Source organism: Bradyrhizobium sp. KZN70725, from assembly GCF_055264925.1.
In genome coordinates, this window is record NZ_JBUYWT010000045.1 from 1 (window position 1) to 14,884 (window position 14,884).

The window sequence follows — 14,884 nt, forward strand, 5'->3', positions numbered from 1 at the left end:
CGATGCCGGCTCAGATCCGTTCGACGGTGCGCTTTATGTGTTCCGCGCCAAAAGAGCCGACCGAATAAAGATCGTATGGTGGGATGGCTCCGGCGTGTGCCTCTATTTAAACTACGTGCATTCATACTACACCTCCTTCAGCTTCAGTTGAGGGTTTTAGCACCAGTGACGTCGTGAGGGCGGCGGCTCGATCGACAAGACGATTCCATCGGCTGCATTGCTTGCGGGGCAGGTTCGATGTGGGAATCTCGTATAGGCAATAGTGTGCATTGTAGGCATGCCTGGTAACGAGTCCATGTTCAGCCCACCTTGCGAGGGTCGTTTCGTGGATGTTAAGGCGCGCCGCGGCTTCCCGTTTTGTCAGCATTCCGCGATCTCGCAGTCGGTCATAGCGCGAGCGCAAGCCATAGCGATGGACGAGATATGCGACCCGCAAGGCCGTGAAGCGGGTCTCGTGGCGGCCAGGGCGCGCTGATCCACCCGGGCGATATCCTTGCTGGTTGAGAAGTTCGGCAATCTCTGAACAGATGTGTTTGTCGAGGAGCTTGTCGATCAACTCGACGATACCGGGTTGCGTCTTGACCTGCTGCGCGGAAGATTTTGGGCTCATTGTGGTGAGCGTTTGGATTTTGCCGCCCTTGAAGCGAACATGAATTTTGGTGGTTCGTTCCGCCGGCACCTTGATGAGGGTGACATCTTCGATGATGTGGGCGAGCAGCCGTTTGCGTTCACGATCCGGCGTGTCTGGATCTGCCCAAAGCTTTTTGAAGTCGACGGTCATCGCGGTCAGCCGCTCGCGAACAGCTTCATCGAGGAAGAGCTGATCCTGCTCTCGCGCGCGCTCGCGATCGTCGCGGGCTTCTCCCGCCTGGCGCGGAACAATGCTGACTGGCAGCGTTTGCTGGAGATCTGCGCACTAGCCGACACCCTGATCCTCGATGAGGATGGCGTCTACGATCCGTCAAGCTTCAATGACCGCCTCCTGCTCGGGCTCAAGGGCACAATGAGTGAGGCCGAGTTGCATGTGATCAAAGCAAGGCTGCGCGGCGGAATCCTCAACAAGGTCAGGCGCGGCGAGTACCGCTGCGTCTTGCCAACCGGGCTGATCTATGACCACTCCGGCAACGTGACGTTCGATCCCGACACTCAGATCAGGGAGACAATCGTCCATTTCTTCGACACGTTCTCTCGCGTGGGCTCCGCATGCCAGACCGTCAAGGCCTTTCGCAAGGAGGGCCTTCTGTTTCCCTCGCGTCTGCGCAACAGCGAGACCACGGTGTTTCGGACACTGACCGCGTCAACGGCGATACGCGTCTTGAACAATCCGCGGTATGCCGGCGCCTACGCCTATGGACGCCGGCGCTATCGACGAACCATCGACGGTAAGAAGACTCTGCAGCGGCGTGACCACGATGACTGGCTGGCTTGTATCCCGGATGCCCATCCCGGCTACATCACGTGGGAGCAGTTCCAGGAGAATCTCAAAATTCTCAAGACCAACGGTCCAAACGGCTTGAGAAGGCGAGGTTCTGCTGGCCGCGGATCGGGCATCATCGGGTGCAGCTGAATGCTGCGCAGTTGATGGCACTGGTGGATGGGATGGACTGGAAGCGGGTCCGGACCGCGGCGGACGGCGGCGGACGAACCTGGGCGACCATCGCAACGCTGCTGCAGACGGCGAAAATGAACAACGTCGATCCGTTCGCCTGGCTCGCCTTAACACTTCAGCGTATCGCCAACGGCTGGCCGAGCAGCCAAATCGACGCGCTTATGCCATGGAACCACGCAGCCTGACGGCCTCAGCTTGCCGCTTACGCTACTCGAGCGGGAAGGAATGGTAAAGCGGACCGTTCGTGCGGAGATGCGCTAGGTTTCCACCTTGAACGAAATTTCTCAGCTACTCCCGCAATAGGCAGCGAAGCGAAGCACCATGATCGTGCGACGAATGCCCATTTTCGGCCGGATAAGCCCAGTGGTGCGACCGGCAAGTCATTGATTATTCGTGATCCGTGGCTGACTCTTAATCAGCGGGTCCCAGGTTCGAGCCCTGGTGCGCCCACCAAGGAAAAGGCCTTCTTTTCCAGTACCTTCGCGAGATGGCGGTCGAGACCAATACGAGTCTCGTGCGACGTTTTTTGTGGACGGCCGTCGCGCGACCGCATTGCTACGCGACTTTCCCTTTGTCTCTGTATCTTCACCCCATTCGATACAGCGCGCAGATCGGATGGTATAGGTCGATAATGTGCTCGTCGTAGAATAGGATATTAGGGCGAGCAAAACGGACAATCTGCTGGCCCGTCGCCGCAGGGTACGGCTTGCTGCAAAACCAGAACCGGACCGTTCGGGTCGGGCGTTCGATTCGCTCCCCCGCTACGCGTTCCCACTGTTTCCTGCCAACCTACGATCTTCCCTGATCCCCCCACGCTTGTGGCAGCACCAGAAGCCACCGTCGCGCTACGCCTTCGCATCTGGTATCAGGCAGGAATATCCTCGTTTGGCGAGGCGCTCGTGGTACATGCCGGCATGGAGCGTGCCGTCTCCCGCCATCACACCTATCGTAGCGCCCACCAGCCCTCGGTCCGCGAGCGCGTCTGCGACGGCGTCCACGATGTGGAGGATCGGTACCGAGGTTCTGACCTTCCGCACATTGTCCGAAGGCGGGACAGCCTAGCCGCGACACGGATGTAGACGTTCGCATGGTCACGCCGCGCCAATGTCAATTTCGAGTTGCTTCAGAATCTTGCTGGGGGTCGTGTCAAGTGCTTTCGCCAAGCGAAAGAGCGTGACGATCGTGGGGGATTTCAGCCCTCGTTCGATCTGACTCACATACGTCCGATGAATAGTCGCCCGATCGGCCAGCTCTTCCTGCGAAAGGCGAGCAGAAAGCCTTAGGCCAGCAATGATTTTTCCGAAGGCCAGATTGGGGCTTTTCACACCCTCACAGTGTTGCCTTGAACACTAAAGGACTACAGACTATAGTATTCAAGCTCGCAGCCTTGGGGGCGCGGCTATTGGAAGGGATTATGCAGGAGACACCGCCGCTCGATCCTGATGTGGCTGACCTGGCTCCCACTGAGCCGGCGCCGACATTCTACGATGAGCAGCACGTTGTGACTTACATTCGCCTTCTGCAGGCCGAGGGTGAGGGGGCGGACTGGCGGGACGTGGCCCGAATCGTCCTACATATCAATCCGGAGCGTGAGGCGGACCGCGCGCACAACGCATACCAGAGCCATCTCTCGCGCGCTAAATGGATGACGGAACGGGGACGTGTCTTACGTGGTGTAGGGTCGAATTAGAAGAAATCCGTCGATTCAAGCGCGGATATAGAAATCGTATCCCCCAGCCAATGTGTGGTGATCCGGAGGCACCACGTGGTGTCAAACTAGGGACTTCCCACTACGCGGTCGTTTGTAACTATTGCGCCGCAATCCTTGTTGGCTGCTGCATATCGGAGGACGCAAAGCCTGAGTTCGACAGGCGGCCCCAGTGACAACCCGCTTCAGATGGTCATTGACGGTTGCGAACAGGTATGCGTCGAATGCCATTGGCACGGCGGTAGCCCTCGCCAGAGCGAGTTCGCGGAGGTCTTCCGAATAGGGTCGCATCATCCATGCTGGCCGCCGTTCCCCAGCGTGGAGTTTGAATCAGAAATCGTCTCTGGGAATCTCGATTCCGGCAAAAGAACATGCTCTAGGCGCGAGCCAATCGCGAGTCGCGTCAGGATCAGCCGAGCAAGTGTCTACCGCGTTGTCGGACGCGAATAAGGATGCGTGGCTGTTAACCACTCTTCTGTGCATCGTGTATGTAGGCGCAAATCTTCAAATCATGAGAGATCAATAATGCAGGTGGGGAAGAACGAGACGCTTGCTGGAGTTCGCTTGATCAAGTTGCGGGACTTTCTCAGGTTTCACGAGGTAAGCTTTCCCGCTGAGGCCATTGGAGAGCAGTTCAAGGTCAATGGCGGCCGGAAGCAGGAAATCGAAGAGGCCCTGGTCAGGGCGGGCTATGTGATACGTCACGAGAATGACAAAACACACTATCTAGTTGCACCTCTTGGGAGGCAGCTATGCAATGCGAGGTTCATCTCGCGTATTTCGAGAGAGAAGGCCGAAGCCTTACTCCAAACCTTTCTGGTTCGCGTGGTCAGCATCAATGAACGCGACGAGCTCACGCACAAGGTTACTGGGGTGCGCGTATTTGGCAGCTATCTCACCGATAAGGCGGATTTGGGCGACATTGATCTCGCGGTTGCGATCAAAGCTCGGCGTGAATCCCACGTCAAAGAAAGCGTAGAGCGGGCGAACCAATCGGTTAGGGCAATCCGCAGCTTTCTCGACAGGATCACCTTCGGTCGGTCCGAAGTGAAAAAGCTTCTGAAAGGGGGCAGTCCCTATCTGTCCATCCATGAATTCGATGAGGTGGATGAGTTGGGAATTCCCTACAAGGTGCTGTTCCCAAGCAATGGGGCCAACTAGACTAACAGTTCGGGGACTGCGTCACGGCAAAACGTGCCTTGAGCCCGATCGCCTGCCAGACACTCCAGAGCCCGGCTTCCGGCAGGAAGTTGGGACTCTTCCTACCCGCAAACCGCAGGATCGAAACCAAGGCGCCGCGCGGCACGATCGCGACTTCTCCTGCACCCGCCACGAGGGTTAACAGGCAATGCAACCAACGATTATGACCGTGCGACGGATGCCCATTTTCGGTCGGACAGGCCCGGGGATGCGACCGGCAAGTCATTGATTGTTCTCAATCCATGGTTGACTCTTAATCAGCGGGTCCCAGGTTCGAGCCCTGGTGCGCCCACCAAGCTTTTCAATAGCTTAGGTTAGCCCTCGTAGTTGTCATTCCGACAAACGGCCGCGTCTATTCCGACAAACCGGCTGCTTTTGTTCGCTTCTCGCGGCGCTTCCGGGTCCCCGAGATCAGCTGTTTACGGGTCCGCTTTGCATAGATCGGCAATTGCCGTGCAGACCTGTGGCGGCCGGCTGCGCGCAGTTCCGCGTCGGTCAGGTCGCTGTCGGCACCCTCGGTGAAGCCGCCGTGGCGGAACGAGGTGAATGAAAGCTCGGATCAAATGCCGGCCGCGGCGACAATGTCCTTCACGACGCTGCGCAGGTAGCGGAGGTCCGTGCGCTCAGTATCCACGGTGGCGGAGTACGCGACTTGCGGTGCGCGTGATCGCGCCTGAAGACCAGACCCGAAACCGTGACCTGCTTGATGGCATTGAGCTCGGCCATCAGTTCGGGGAAAAGTGATTCGCCCCGATCATCGAAAAGCGGCCACCAGGCTTCCTCGCCGTTTCTTCGGATGCACGAACTTCACGCTATTGGGCCGCTCCTTGGGGCGGTAGTGCGAAATCTCAAAAGCTCCGACGACATGCTCCTCGCTCTGCAACCACTCCGTCAGCCCGTGAGACCGCCAGCTGTCGAAGGCCGGCAGAAGAACGTACTCGGCGCGCTCAACGGCCGCATTGTAGTTCTCACCGAGTCCCTTCGCCTTGACGTGACACCCTTGCGCACGTGCCCACGTTGGAGGCTCGAAGAAGTAGGCCCATCGGCCGTTGCGCAACGGCTTTCGCCTGCAATACCGAGGCAATCTCAGAGCGGTCTTGGGAGGTTTCGTACTAGCGCCCGAAGAGAGCCTGCGCGAGCGCGACGACTTACAGGCCGACGTTCCGCTGGCCGAGGCGGTGTCCCGCCTGCGGGCGAGGGCCCGGCCGGGCACCCTTGCGGCCGAAGCATGCGACGGTCGGGGCTTCGGTGGGTGTTGCCCCAAGTAAGCGTTTCGAGCATCTGCGCGATGAGCACCATGCCCAACCTCTCATGACCCAATTCCCTGGCATTCTCCCGCGAGCAAAATCAATCGCATCTGACGGAGCGAATGATCGGGTCAGTTTTGCGCAAAATGCGCAATAGGTCTTGAATACTGCGCGATATGAGCATATATGGCCACCGTTTGCTCGTTTTTATAGCAAAACGCGCAAAATGATCGGAAGTGCGCGGTGTGCGGGAGGACAACAGAAATGCAGGTTCCAATTAAGCGGGCGATCGAGAGCGTGCCGGGCGGGATGATGGTGGTCCCTCTGTTGGTCGGGGCGCTTATTGCGACCTTCTTTCCCGATACCCCGAAGTTTTTTGGCTCATTCACCGGCGCACTGTTCTCTGGCGCGCTGACAATTCTCGCCGTGTTCTACGTTTGCATGGGCGCGAGCATCGACTTCCGCGCGACCCCCTATATTGTGAAGAAGGGCGGCACCCTGCTGATCGTGAAGGTTGGCGTGGCCGTTGTCCTCGGCCTGATCCTCGGCCGCATTTTGGGAGAGACTCCGGTCGCAGCTGGCATGTTCGCGGGTGTCTCGACGCTCGCGATCGTCGCCGCCATGAACGACACCAATGGCGGTCTCTATATGGCGTTGATGGGCCAATATGGACGTCCGCGTGACGTCGGCGCCTATACCGTCATGTCGCTGGAGAGCGGTCCTTTCCTCACCATGATCACTTTGGGCGTCGCCGGCCTCTCGGCATTTCCATGGCAGACCCTCGTGGGCGCTATCCTGCCTCTGGTGGTGGGTATGATCATCGGCAATCTCGACAGAGAGATGCGCGACTTCCTGAGCCGCGCGGTGCCTGTGATGATCCCGTTCTTCGCCTTCGCGCTCGGCGCCGGCCTCGATCTGTCGAAGGTTTGGCAGGCCGGCCTGCTCGGCCTCGGCATGGGAGTGGCCGTGGTGGTTGTGACCGGCATTCCGCTGTTCCTCGCCGATCGCATCACTGGCGGGAATGGTGTCGCGGGTGTTGCGGCGGCCTCGACGGCCGGTAATGCGGCGGCCGTCCCGGCGATTGTCGCCGCGGCGAATCCAGCCTATGCGGACGCGGCGCGGCCGGCGACTATCCTCGTCGCGGCGTGCGTCGTGGTTACCGCAATCCTCGTGCCGATCGTCACCGCCTGGACAGCCCGCTTTGTTGGTCGCGACGTCGAGGAGCCTGCAGAAGAGAACAACGTGGCTTCTGCCGGCAAGATGACCCCCGCGGCGCGCTCGGTTGTCACTGAGGCAAGTCACTGAGGCAAAGTCACTGAAGCAGGTCGCTGAAGATGGCCCCTAAAGCGTTTTCGAGCGAAGTGGATACCGGTTCGCGTCAAGAAAACGCGTCAAGCCAAAGCTGGCTGATCGTCGCTGACGATCTCACCGGTGCCGCGGACTGTGCGATCGCCTTCGGCAGAAGGGGGCGTGCGGCTGCGGTGACGTGGGGTGAGGTGACCGACGCGTCGGGCTACCAGCTGCCCGTCCTGGCCTACGATGCCGCGAGTCGAGGCCTTTCGGCCGAGGCCGCTGCAGCCCGCCATGCCGATGTGCTGGCGCGCCTTTGCGAAGACGGACGTATTCTTTTCAAGAAGATTGACTCGACGCTGCGGGGGCAACCTGCAGCGGAGACTGCCGCCGCGCTTGCGCATCTCAAGTCACGGTCGGGTCCGGCCCTTGGCGTGTTCGCGCCGGCCTTTCCGGCCACCGGCCGGACCACCATCGACGGGCGTATCCTGGTCAGAGGCCGCCCCCTCGAGGAGGCCGAGGTCTGGCACCGCGACCACACCTACCCGAATGCCGATCTTGTCGACGTTCTCGCGACCGCGGGCGTTCGCGGTGAGAAGGTCAAGCTCGCTGCCGTGCGCGGTGGCGATCTCAAAGCCACGTTCGCGAGGCTCGCCTGGGAGGGCGACGTGGTCGCGGCCTGTGACGCCGAGACTGAACACGATCTGCGTTTGATCGCGGAGGCGAGCCTGCATGCATCGCCCGCAACGTTCTTCATCGGCAGCGCCGGCCTCGCGCATGCGCTGGCCGGCCTCGAAGTCAGCCATGCCGTCGAGCCGCTGCGCATTCCCACGAGCGCATCCGGCACCCTGATCGTGGTGGGCTCGCTCGCCGGCGCATCTCGCGCCGCCGCGCGCGAGCTGGAGGCGACCGGCACCGTGGCGCATTTCCCGGTCGCGCCGGAAACGCTGCTCAACGATGGTGCCGGCCGGGCGGCGCTCGCCGCGGACGTGATGAAACGACTTGCCGGCGGCGGCGATACACTGGTTGAGATCATGATGGATGATCACCCCGACATGTCGCTCGGCCCGCAGCTCGCCAAGGGGCTCGCCGACGCTCTTGAGGCCGTCGCACCCGCGATCGGCGCCTTCGCTGCGACCGGCGGCGAAACCGCCGCGGCGATGCTGTCGCGCTTCGGTGTCAACGGTATCCGTCTTGCCGACGAAATCGAGCCGGGCGTATCGCTCGGCCTTACTCTTGGCCGATTGTCTGTTCCGATCGCCACCAAAGCGGGCGCGTTCGGTGACGAGAACAGCCTCATCCGCATCAGCGAGCGGCTTCGCGCCGTCCGAACCAGAGGAAGTTTCATATGACTCGTCCGACCATTGCGATCACCATGGGAGATCCGGCCGGTATCGGGCCCGAGGTGATCATGAAGGCGCTGGCGCAGCCGCAGGTGCGGGCGATCTGCAATGCGCTGGTGATCGGCGACTCCAACCGTCTGCGCAAGGCCGGTCAGATCGTCGGCGTGCCGCTTGAGGTCGATGCGTTGAGCGACGCGAAGCAGGCGAATTTTGCGTCGAAGGCCGTGCAGTGCGTTGACCTGAAGCTGGTGCCGGACGATCTGCCGTTCGGCAAGGTGTCGGCGACGGCAGGTGAGGCGGCATATCGCTACATCGAGAAAGCCGTGCAGGTGGTGCAGGCAGGGCTCGCGCAGGGCATCTGCACCGCGCCGCTTTCCAAGGAAGCGCTGCATGCGGCCGGCCACAAATATCCCGGCCATACCGAGCTCCTGGCGCATCTGACCGGCACGCCGGAAGTATCGATGATGCTGGTGTCGCCGAAACTCCGCGTCATTCACGTGACCACGCATATCGGCCTGCTCGATGCGATCGAGAAGATCGAGCCCGGCCTCGTCGAGCGTGTCATCGCACGCGGGCATGACGTGCTGGTGCGCGCCGGCGTCGCCAATCCGAAGATCGGCGTCTGCGCCATCAATCCGCATGCCGGCGAGAACGGGTTGTTCGGTCGCGGCGAGGAAGCCGCGAAGATCGCGCCGGCCGTGGAAGCCTGTCAGCGCAAGGGCTGGGACGTGCACGGCCCCCTGCCTGCCGACACGCTGTTCTTCCTGGCCGGCCGCGGCGACTACGACATGGTGGTCGCGATGTATCACGATCAGGGCCATGGACCCATCAAGGTGCTGGGGCTGGAAGCCGGTGTGAACATCACTGTTGGTCTGCCGGTGATCCGCACCTCGGTCGATCACGGGACCGCCTTCGACATCGCGGGCAAGGGCATCGCCGACGAGCGCAGCCTGATCGAAGCGCTGCGGCAGGCGGTCGATCTCGCGCCGAAGAAGGCGGCTTGAGGGGGCTGCCCGGGCTCCTCAGGATGAGGAGCGAGATGCGCGTTAAGCGCAGACATTGCGCGGCCGATGCATCGTGGTATCCATCGGCCGTGCCGCGAAGCCGATACGGTCGAGCTCGGCTGACGGCAATGAATCCGGGGGCTGAGGTTCGATGTCGATGCGCAGCAAGGAGCGTCACGCTCGTCTGTTGGAAGCACTGAACGCGGGAGAGATCGATGTCGACGATCTCGCGCGGCGCTTCGACGTTTCCGCTTCCACCGTGCGGCGCGACTTGCAGCATCTTTCCAAGAACAATGCCGTGCGCCGCACCTATGGCGGCGCCATTCTCACCGCCCACGCGAACGAGACGACGCTCGAGCAGCGCCTCGCGGTTCAGGGCAAACAGAAGCAGGCGATCGCGCGCGCGGCGATCGATCTGATCGAGGATGGCGACACGCTGATTCTCGATGCCGGCTCGACGGTCGCAGCCTTCGGCCGACTGCTGCAGCATCGGCGGCTGCGCATCATCACCAACAATCTTGCGCTGCTGCCCTTCTTCGCCAAGGCTCCGAGCATAGAGCTTGTGGTGTTGGGCGGCGCGCTGCGCACCACCAGCATGAGCACCATGGGGCCGCTCGCCAATGAGGCGTTGCGGCGCATGACCGCGGACCGCGCCGTCATGAGCGCCGACGGCGTGGTGAATGGCCGTGGCCTGTGCGAAGCGGATCTCGAACAGGTCGCACTGAAGTCGCTGATGATGCAGCAGTCGAAGGAAGTCATCGTTCTCGCCGACGCCAGCAAGCTCGGCCGCGCCGAACAGATGGCCTGGGCGCCGCTGCCGCCGCGCTGGACTCTGGTGACTGATGTCGGCGCATCTGAGGAGCAGTGCAAGCGTCTCGCCGACGCGGGAGCGCGCGTGATCGTTGCCGGCGTTCGCTGAGCCGGCATCGCAATTTTTCGCGTGATCGGAGAAAAATATCGACCGAGGCGGGGTTGCGGTAAGGAATCGCTGAACCGGGGCGCAATGCCGTCAACTTGAATCGCCATATGCTAGGTGGCGATCACCAAACGAGGTTCGCCATGGCGTGCAAGTCTTGGAGTGGTTCTTGGAACGGCACTTGGATCGGCTCTTGGATCAGCCGGCTTGGCGCGCCGCTCGTCGCTTTTGCTTTGACCGTCGCGCCGCTGGCTTCGCCGGTGCACGCCGTTGGGGACGCTCGCAAGGTGAGCGTGGTGTCGTTCGGCCTTTTCGGCGATCAGGGCGTGTTTAGAAGCGAGGCGACCGGCGCAGCACAGGTCGTAGCGGGTCGTTTCGGGAGCGGCCCAGTCAACGTGCAATTCAATTCGAAGAAAGGCGGAGGTGCAACGATTGAAGGCCTGGCTAAGTCCTTGCAGGCGGCGGCCAATGGGATGGACGCCGAGAATGATGTTCTGTTCTTGATTCTCACCTCGCACGGCTCCCCCGACGGGCTTGCAATCAAAGCCGGGCGGCTTACGCAAACGCTCACGCCGTCCCATCTCGCCGCCATGTTGGGGCGGACCGGCATGCGATACAAGGTGGTGGTCATCTCTGCCTGTTATTCCGGGGTCTTTATCCCTCGTCTCGCGAACCCCGATACGTTGGTCATCACCGCGGCCGATGCCGACCATTCATCGTTCGGCTGTCGGGACAAAGCCAAGTGGACCTACTTCGGCAACGCCTTTTTCAATATCGCACTCCGGCAAGCCAGAAGCCTGAAGAACGCCTTTGTCGTTGCACGCTCGCTCGTCCAGCAGCGAGAACTGCGCGCTCGCTTCGAGCCGTCGAATCCCCTGATGGCAGGCGGCGCAAACGTGCAGCCGTTGCTCATTGCGCGTCCTTGAGGACCGGCCGCGTTTGCGGCCGGCGCCGGTGGGTGCCGTCAACCTCGTCCATGTTGATCTGGTCACCGCATCGCGCCGCATGTCTGCTACGGGCCCCTTAGCGGACTTGATTGGCGTTATGGCTGACTTCCGCTTTGCCGGAGATAGCCGACTTCACCGCCAAAGGGAGAGACTGCTTCTGTCGGTGCCTCTCCGTCGGCCGAAGGCGAGGATCGTGGATGGCACTGTCACGTTCACTCATCAGCAGGTGAGCTTGCCTGACGCCGTTGCGAACTTTGGTGTGAACGAAAACAGCACGTATCTGGTGCGGTTTCTGGTGCGGTCGTCGCGCTGCGGGCAACGAGAACGAAGTAAGTCTATTGATCTCATTGGTGGGCCCGGCAGGACTCGAACCTGCAACCAGACCGTTATGAGCGGTGGGACAATCGTCGCCGCTGTTAAGTTTCCTGCCTTTTCGTCGAATTCGACCACGTTCGCCGCCCTTCGTGCGGGTTGTTATTGGCGCGAAACTGGTACGGATTGTCAGTAGTCGAATCTTGGACCAGGACGTTGCGTTCTGTAGGTGATAACGTGAGAACGCACTCAAGCCCAGCGATCGACGGCAAGCGACCTCCATACGGCAGCGCGCCGGCAGATCGCCGCGGCCGGCCAAGGTCAGCCTCATAATTCAGGCTATGGGAAGGAATCAAAAGCGGTTCATGACAAGCCAGGCGAAACATAACGTGAGTTTCTGGGAGCGTCTAAAGACAGAGGCATCTGCTGAGTGGCGCGCCTACACCGAGCATCCCTTCACGAACGGATTGGCAGACGGCTCGCTCGCCGAACCGGCATTTCGTTATTATCTTGCTCAGGATTACTTGTTCCTCACCGAGTTCGCGCGCGCCTACGCGCTCTCGGTCTACAAATCGCCCAAGCTTGCCGACATGCGTGAAGCAGCGGCCGGTCTTTCGGCCATCCTTGATGTCGAGATGAACCTTCATGTGACACTCTGTGCCGGTTGGGGTCTGTCCCCAAGCGACCTTGAACAGACCCCTCCGGCGGCCGAGATGCTAGCCTATACTCGCTACGTGCTGGATGCTGGAATGCGCGGCGATCTGCTGGCACTCAAGGTGGCGCTGGCCCCATGCGTGATCGGGTACGCGGAGATCGCGAAGCGGCTGGCTGCCCAACCCGATGCGAACGCTGCGACGAACCCCTATCGCGTGTGGATTGCCGAGTACGCTGGTGCGCCATACCAAGAGGTCGCGGCGAAAGCGGGAGCACACTTGGAACGTCTCGCTGATCTCTACGCCACCCCGGCCCGCGAGGCAGAGCTGATTGCGATCTTCAAGGAAGCTACTCGTCTCGAGGCAGACTTCTGGGAGATGGGCTGGCGCGCGGGCCAGCGTGTCGAATAGCGCTTCGGAAACTGTCATGCTTATAACCTGAAGGTCATCGGTTCGAATTTGTTGGCAAAGCTATCCGCAGATTTGGTCTCAATTGGGCTCTCTTTGATGATTTTGGTGGGTCCGGCAGGACTCGAACCTGCAACCAGACCGTTATGAGCGGCAGAATAGCGATCAGCTTCGTCGCCTTTGCCACGCATTCGGTCGCTTCTGCTCGCGTTTGTTACGTTTTGATGATGTCGCTCCCGCTTTGGTCGCCAGCCAGCGATCAGTCAAAACGTCTCGGTAACCTTGCTCAGGCGAGGGGGACGATCCGGGTCAAATCCGCGCGCGCATGCCGCCTGCTCGATCATCCGGTAGGCCGGAACGAGCATGGTGATCGGGTCGGTGGCGGGGGCATCCTCGACCAACCAAGGCAGCGAGCCATGCGGTCCGCCGCAGAGATGCAGCGCGATCTTTTGCTCACGCAATTCCTCTGCCAGTGCGTCCACCGTGGCCGCCGTTTCATCCATGAGGCGCATCATGACAACTGGCGTGCGCGACGATAGCGCGGCACGTGGCCCATGCTGCAGCTCGGCGGCGCTCAGTCCGATGGAGGGCAGGCGCATGATTTCCGAAAGCTTGAGCGCGATCTCCCTCGCCGAGCCCAGGCCCAGGCCCCGAGCCGCCACAAACACAGCTGATGCCTTGACGAGATCATCGGCAATCTCCGACCAGTCGAGCGCCAGCGCGCGGTGCAGGCGCTCGGGCAGCCGGTCGAGGGCTGACCGCAGCGCACGATCTTGCGCCAGCTCGGCAACCAGTCCGGCACTGGCGGCCATCGAGCCGATCACGGTCTTCGTGGCCGCTACGGAGTGTTCTTGGCCGGCTTCGATCGGAACGACGAATTCCGCTTCGTCAGCCACCGGCGACGACGTCGCATTGACGATGGCAATCGTGCGTGCGCCCGAGGCTCGTGCCGATCTGGTCGCTGCGACGAGATCCGGGCTGCGCCCCGATTGCGAGATTACGATGAACAGCGCATCGCGGAGCATCAAAGGTGTGCGAAATGCCGTGATCACCGAGGGAGCACTTGCTGAAACGGGAAGGCGAAGCCGCGTCTCGACAAGATATCTCAAGAAAACCCCGGCATGCCCGGAGCTTCCCCGACCACACACGACGCACAAAGGGGCGGAGTCAATCCCAATCCGCTCTGCGATGTCGCGCATGGCGGGTCGGCTGCGAACAATGTTAGCGACAACATCCGCGCTTTCCCCGATTTCGCTCGCCATCGCGGATGTCGTCACGGCTCAACCACTCCGCCTCGGCCGCGTCCCGCCGCTCCCTTTGGGAGTCGGTCACGATGCGAGTCACGATTCTTGGCAAGCTCGACAAACACTTGCCGAAGGTTGCCGTCACAGTTCTCCAGAACGGTCTTCGCATCAACCCTGTCGACACCGAGCGCCAGAAGGACTGCAATCTTGATGTCTCCCTCGGCCTGCTCGAGCGAGCGTGCCGCGTGCGACGGATTACAGCGCGCGATTTGCGCCACCATGGCCTCGGCGCGCCGCTTCAGCTTGGCATTGGTCGGCGGCATGTTCACCATCATGCCGCGATATACCCGGCCAAGGCGCAGCATGATCCCCGAGGAGATCAGGTTGAGCACGACCTTCTGCGCGGTGCCCGCCTTCATCCGCGTGGAGCCGGCGATCAGCTCTCGGCCGGTCTCGACCAGGATCGGAAACTTTGCCAATGCCAGCAGTGCGGTGCCGGGATTGTTGGCGACACCAATCGTTACCGCATCGAAAGACCCTGCCTGCTGCAGCGCCGCGACCGTGAACGGCGTTGTGCCGCTGGCGGCTACCGCAATCACCACGTCGTGCGGCGTGAGCCGTGCGGCGCTGATCTGCGTGACTGCATCATCGACATCGTCCTCCGCGCCCTCGATGCTGGTGACGAACGCGCTGTCACCGCCGGCAACGACGAAGCGGACGCGCTCGCGGGGCCAAGCGAAGGTCGGCGTCAGCTCGGCGCCGTCCTGGACCGCCACGCGGCCTGACGTGCCAGCGCCGATATATACAATGCGCCCGCGGTCGCCCAGCACCGTCTTGGCCGCTTCGGCTGCCGCGGTGATCGCGGGAAGGGCATGGCCGATCGCGGCGACCGCCGCAAGCTGGCCCTCCCACATCGCTTCCATCGCTGACGTCAGCGACCATGCATCAAGGTCGGCAAATCTGGGATCGACTTCTTCGGTGGCCATATCGGTGATCCAAGCAC

At 61.4% G+C, this 14,884-nt stretch carries 13 protein-coding genes, 1 tRNA gene and 2 pseudogenes; 12 read left to right on the forward strand and 4 right to left on the reverse strand.

Annotated features, from left to right (window positions below):
• The 3 genes and pseudogenes from tnpB to ACZBJS_RS31215 form a co-directional block, all read left to right on the forward strand.
• Positions 1-151 (forward strand): IS66 family insertion sequence element accessory protein TnpB (tnpB, locus tag ACZBJS_RS31205; protein ID WP_463439719.1); only part of this gene is annotated, 151 nt, incomplete at its 5' end.
• Between the two features lie 498 nt (positions 152-649).
• Positions 650-1,489 (forward strand): annotated as a pseudogene (locus ACZBJS_RS31210) (recombinase family protein); the annotation flags it as partial.
• A gap of 137 nt (positions 1,490-1,626) precedes the next feature.
• A pseudogene (locus ACZBJS_RS31215) lies at positions 1,627-1,794 on the forward strand (transposase domain-containing protein); the annotation flags it as partial.
• Between the two features lie 906 nt (positions 1,795-2,700).
• Here ACZBJS_RS31215 and ACZBJS_RS31220 read toward each other — a convergent pair.
• Complete coding sequence (locus ACZBJS_RS31220) at positions 2,701-2,934, reverse strand: helix-turn-helix domain-containing protein (protein ID WP_253589666.1); 234 nt, start codon at positions 2,932-2,934, stop codon at positions 2,701-2,703.
• Positions 2,935-3,023: 89 nt separating this feature from the next.
• On the opposite strand from ACZBJS_RS31220, the gene ACZBJS_RS31225 reads away from it, so the two are divergent.
• The 3 genes from ACZBJS_RS31225 (at position 3,024) to ACZBJS_RS31235 (ending at position 4,812) form a co-directional block, all read left to right on the forward strand.
• Positions 3,024-3,299: a DUF2285 domain-containing protein gene (locus tag ACZBJS_RS31225; protein WP_253589667.1), complete on the forward strand. Its 276-nt coding sequence runs from the start codon at positions 3,024-3,026 to the stop codon at positions 3,297-3,299.
• 543 nt (positions 3,300-3,842) lie between these two features.
• Positions 3,843-4,478 (forward strand): hypothetical protein, encoded by a 636-nt coding sequence (locus ACZBJS_RS31230; protein WP_456855593.1) that lies wholly within the window; start codon positions 3,843-3,845, stop codon positions 4,476-4,478.
• Between the two features lie 244 nt (positions 4,479-4,722).
• Positions 4,723-4,812 (forward strand) — tRNA-Ser (locus ACZBJS_RS31235).
• Positions 4,813-5,271: 459 nt separating this feature from the next.
• Here ACZBJS_RS31235 and ACZBJS_RS31240 read toward each other — a convergent pair.
• Positions 5,272-5,574: a hypothetical protein gene (locus ACZBJS_RS31240; protein ID WP_316398265.1), complete on the reverse strand. Its 303-nt coding sequence runs from the start codon at positions 5,572-5,574 to the stop codon at positions 5,272-5,274.
• A gap of 454 nt (positions 5,575-6,028) precedes the next feature.
• Here ACZBJS_RS31240 and ACZBJS_RS31245 point away from each other — a divergent pair, with 454 nt between their 5' ends.
• From ACZBJS_RS31245 to tenA, 6 genes are all read left to right on the forward strand, one after another.
• Entirely contained in the window at positions 6,029-7,069 is a 1,041-nt protein-coding gene (locus tag ACZBJS_RS31245; RefSeq protein ID WP_463439699.1) for a 2-keto-3-deoxygluconate permease, read from the forward strand.
• A gap of 29 nt (positions 7,070-7,098) precedes the next feature.
• On the forward strand, positions 7,099-8,406 hold the full coding sequence (locus ACZBJS_RS31250; protein ID WP_168857131.1) for a four-carbon acid sugar kinase family protein: 1,308 nt from the start codon (positions 7,099-7,101) through the stop codon (positions 8,404-8,406).
• Complete coding sequence (gene pdxA / locus ACZBJS_RS31255; RefSeq protein ID WP_057020626.1) at positions 8,403-9,401, forward strand: 4-hydroxythreonine-4-phosphate dehydrogenase PdxA; 999 nt, start codon at positions 8,403-8,405, stop codon at positions 9,399-9,401. The genes ACZBJS_RS31250 and pdxA overlap by 4 nt, the downstream gene beginning before the upstream one ends.
• Positions 9,402-9,552: 151 nt before the next feature.
• A complete protein-coding gene (locus tag ACZBJS_RS31260; RefSeq protein WP_076834264.1) occupies positions 9,553-10,320 on the forward strand; it encodes a DeoR/GlpR family DNA-binding transcription regulator in 768 nt (255 codons plus the stop codon).
• A gap of 140 nt (positions 10,321-10,460) precedes the next feature.
• Positions 10,461-11,243: a C13 family peptidase gene (locus tag ACZBJS_RS31265; RefSeq protein WP_463439700.1), complete on the forward strand. Its 783-nt coding sequence runs from the start codon at positions 10,461-10,463 to the stop codon at positions 11,241-11,243.
• Between the two features lie 722 nt (positions 11,244-11,965).
• A complete protein-coding gene (gene tenA, locus ACZBJS_RS31270) occupies positions 11,966-12,640 on the forward strand; it encodes a thiaminase II (protein WP_229188777.1) in 675 nt (224 codons plus the stop codon).
• A gap of 260 nt (positions 12,641-12,900) precedes the next feature.
• Here tenA and ACZBJS_RS31275 read toward each other — a convergent pair whose 3' ends face one another.
• Together ACZBJS_RS31275 and ACZBJS_RS31280 are read right to left on the reverse strand one after the other, a co-directional pair.
• Positions 12,901-13,899: an SIS domain-containing protein gene (locus ACZBJS_RS31275; protein WP_463439701.1), complete on the reverse strand. Its 999-nt coding sequence runs from the start codon at positions 13,897-13,899 to the stop codon at positions 12,901-12,903.
• Between the two features lie 11 nt (positions 13,900-13,910).
• The gene (locus ACZBJS_RS31280) at positions 13,911-14,867 is read right to left on the reverse strand and encodes an N-acetylmuramic acid 6-phosphate etherase (protein WP_463439702.1); all 957 of its coding nucleotides are present in this window, start codon (positions 14,865-14,867) and stop codon (positions 13,911-13,913) included.
• Between the last annotated feature and the right edge of the window lie 17 nt (positions 14,868-14,884).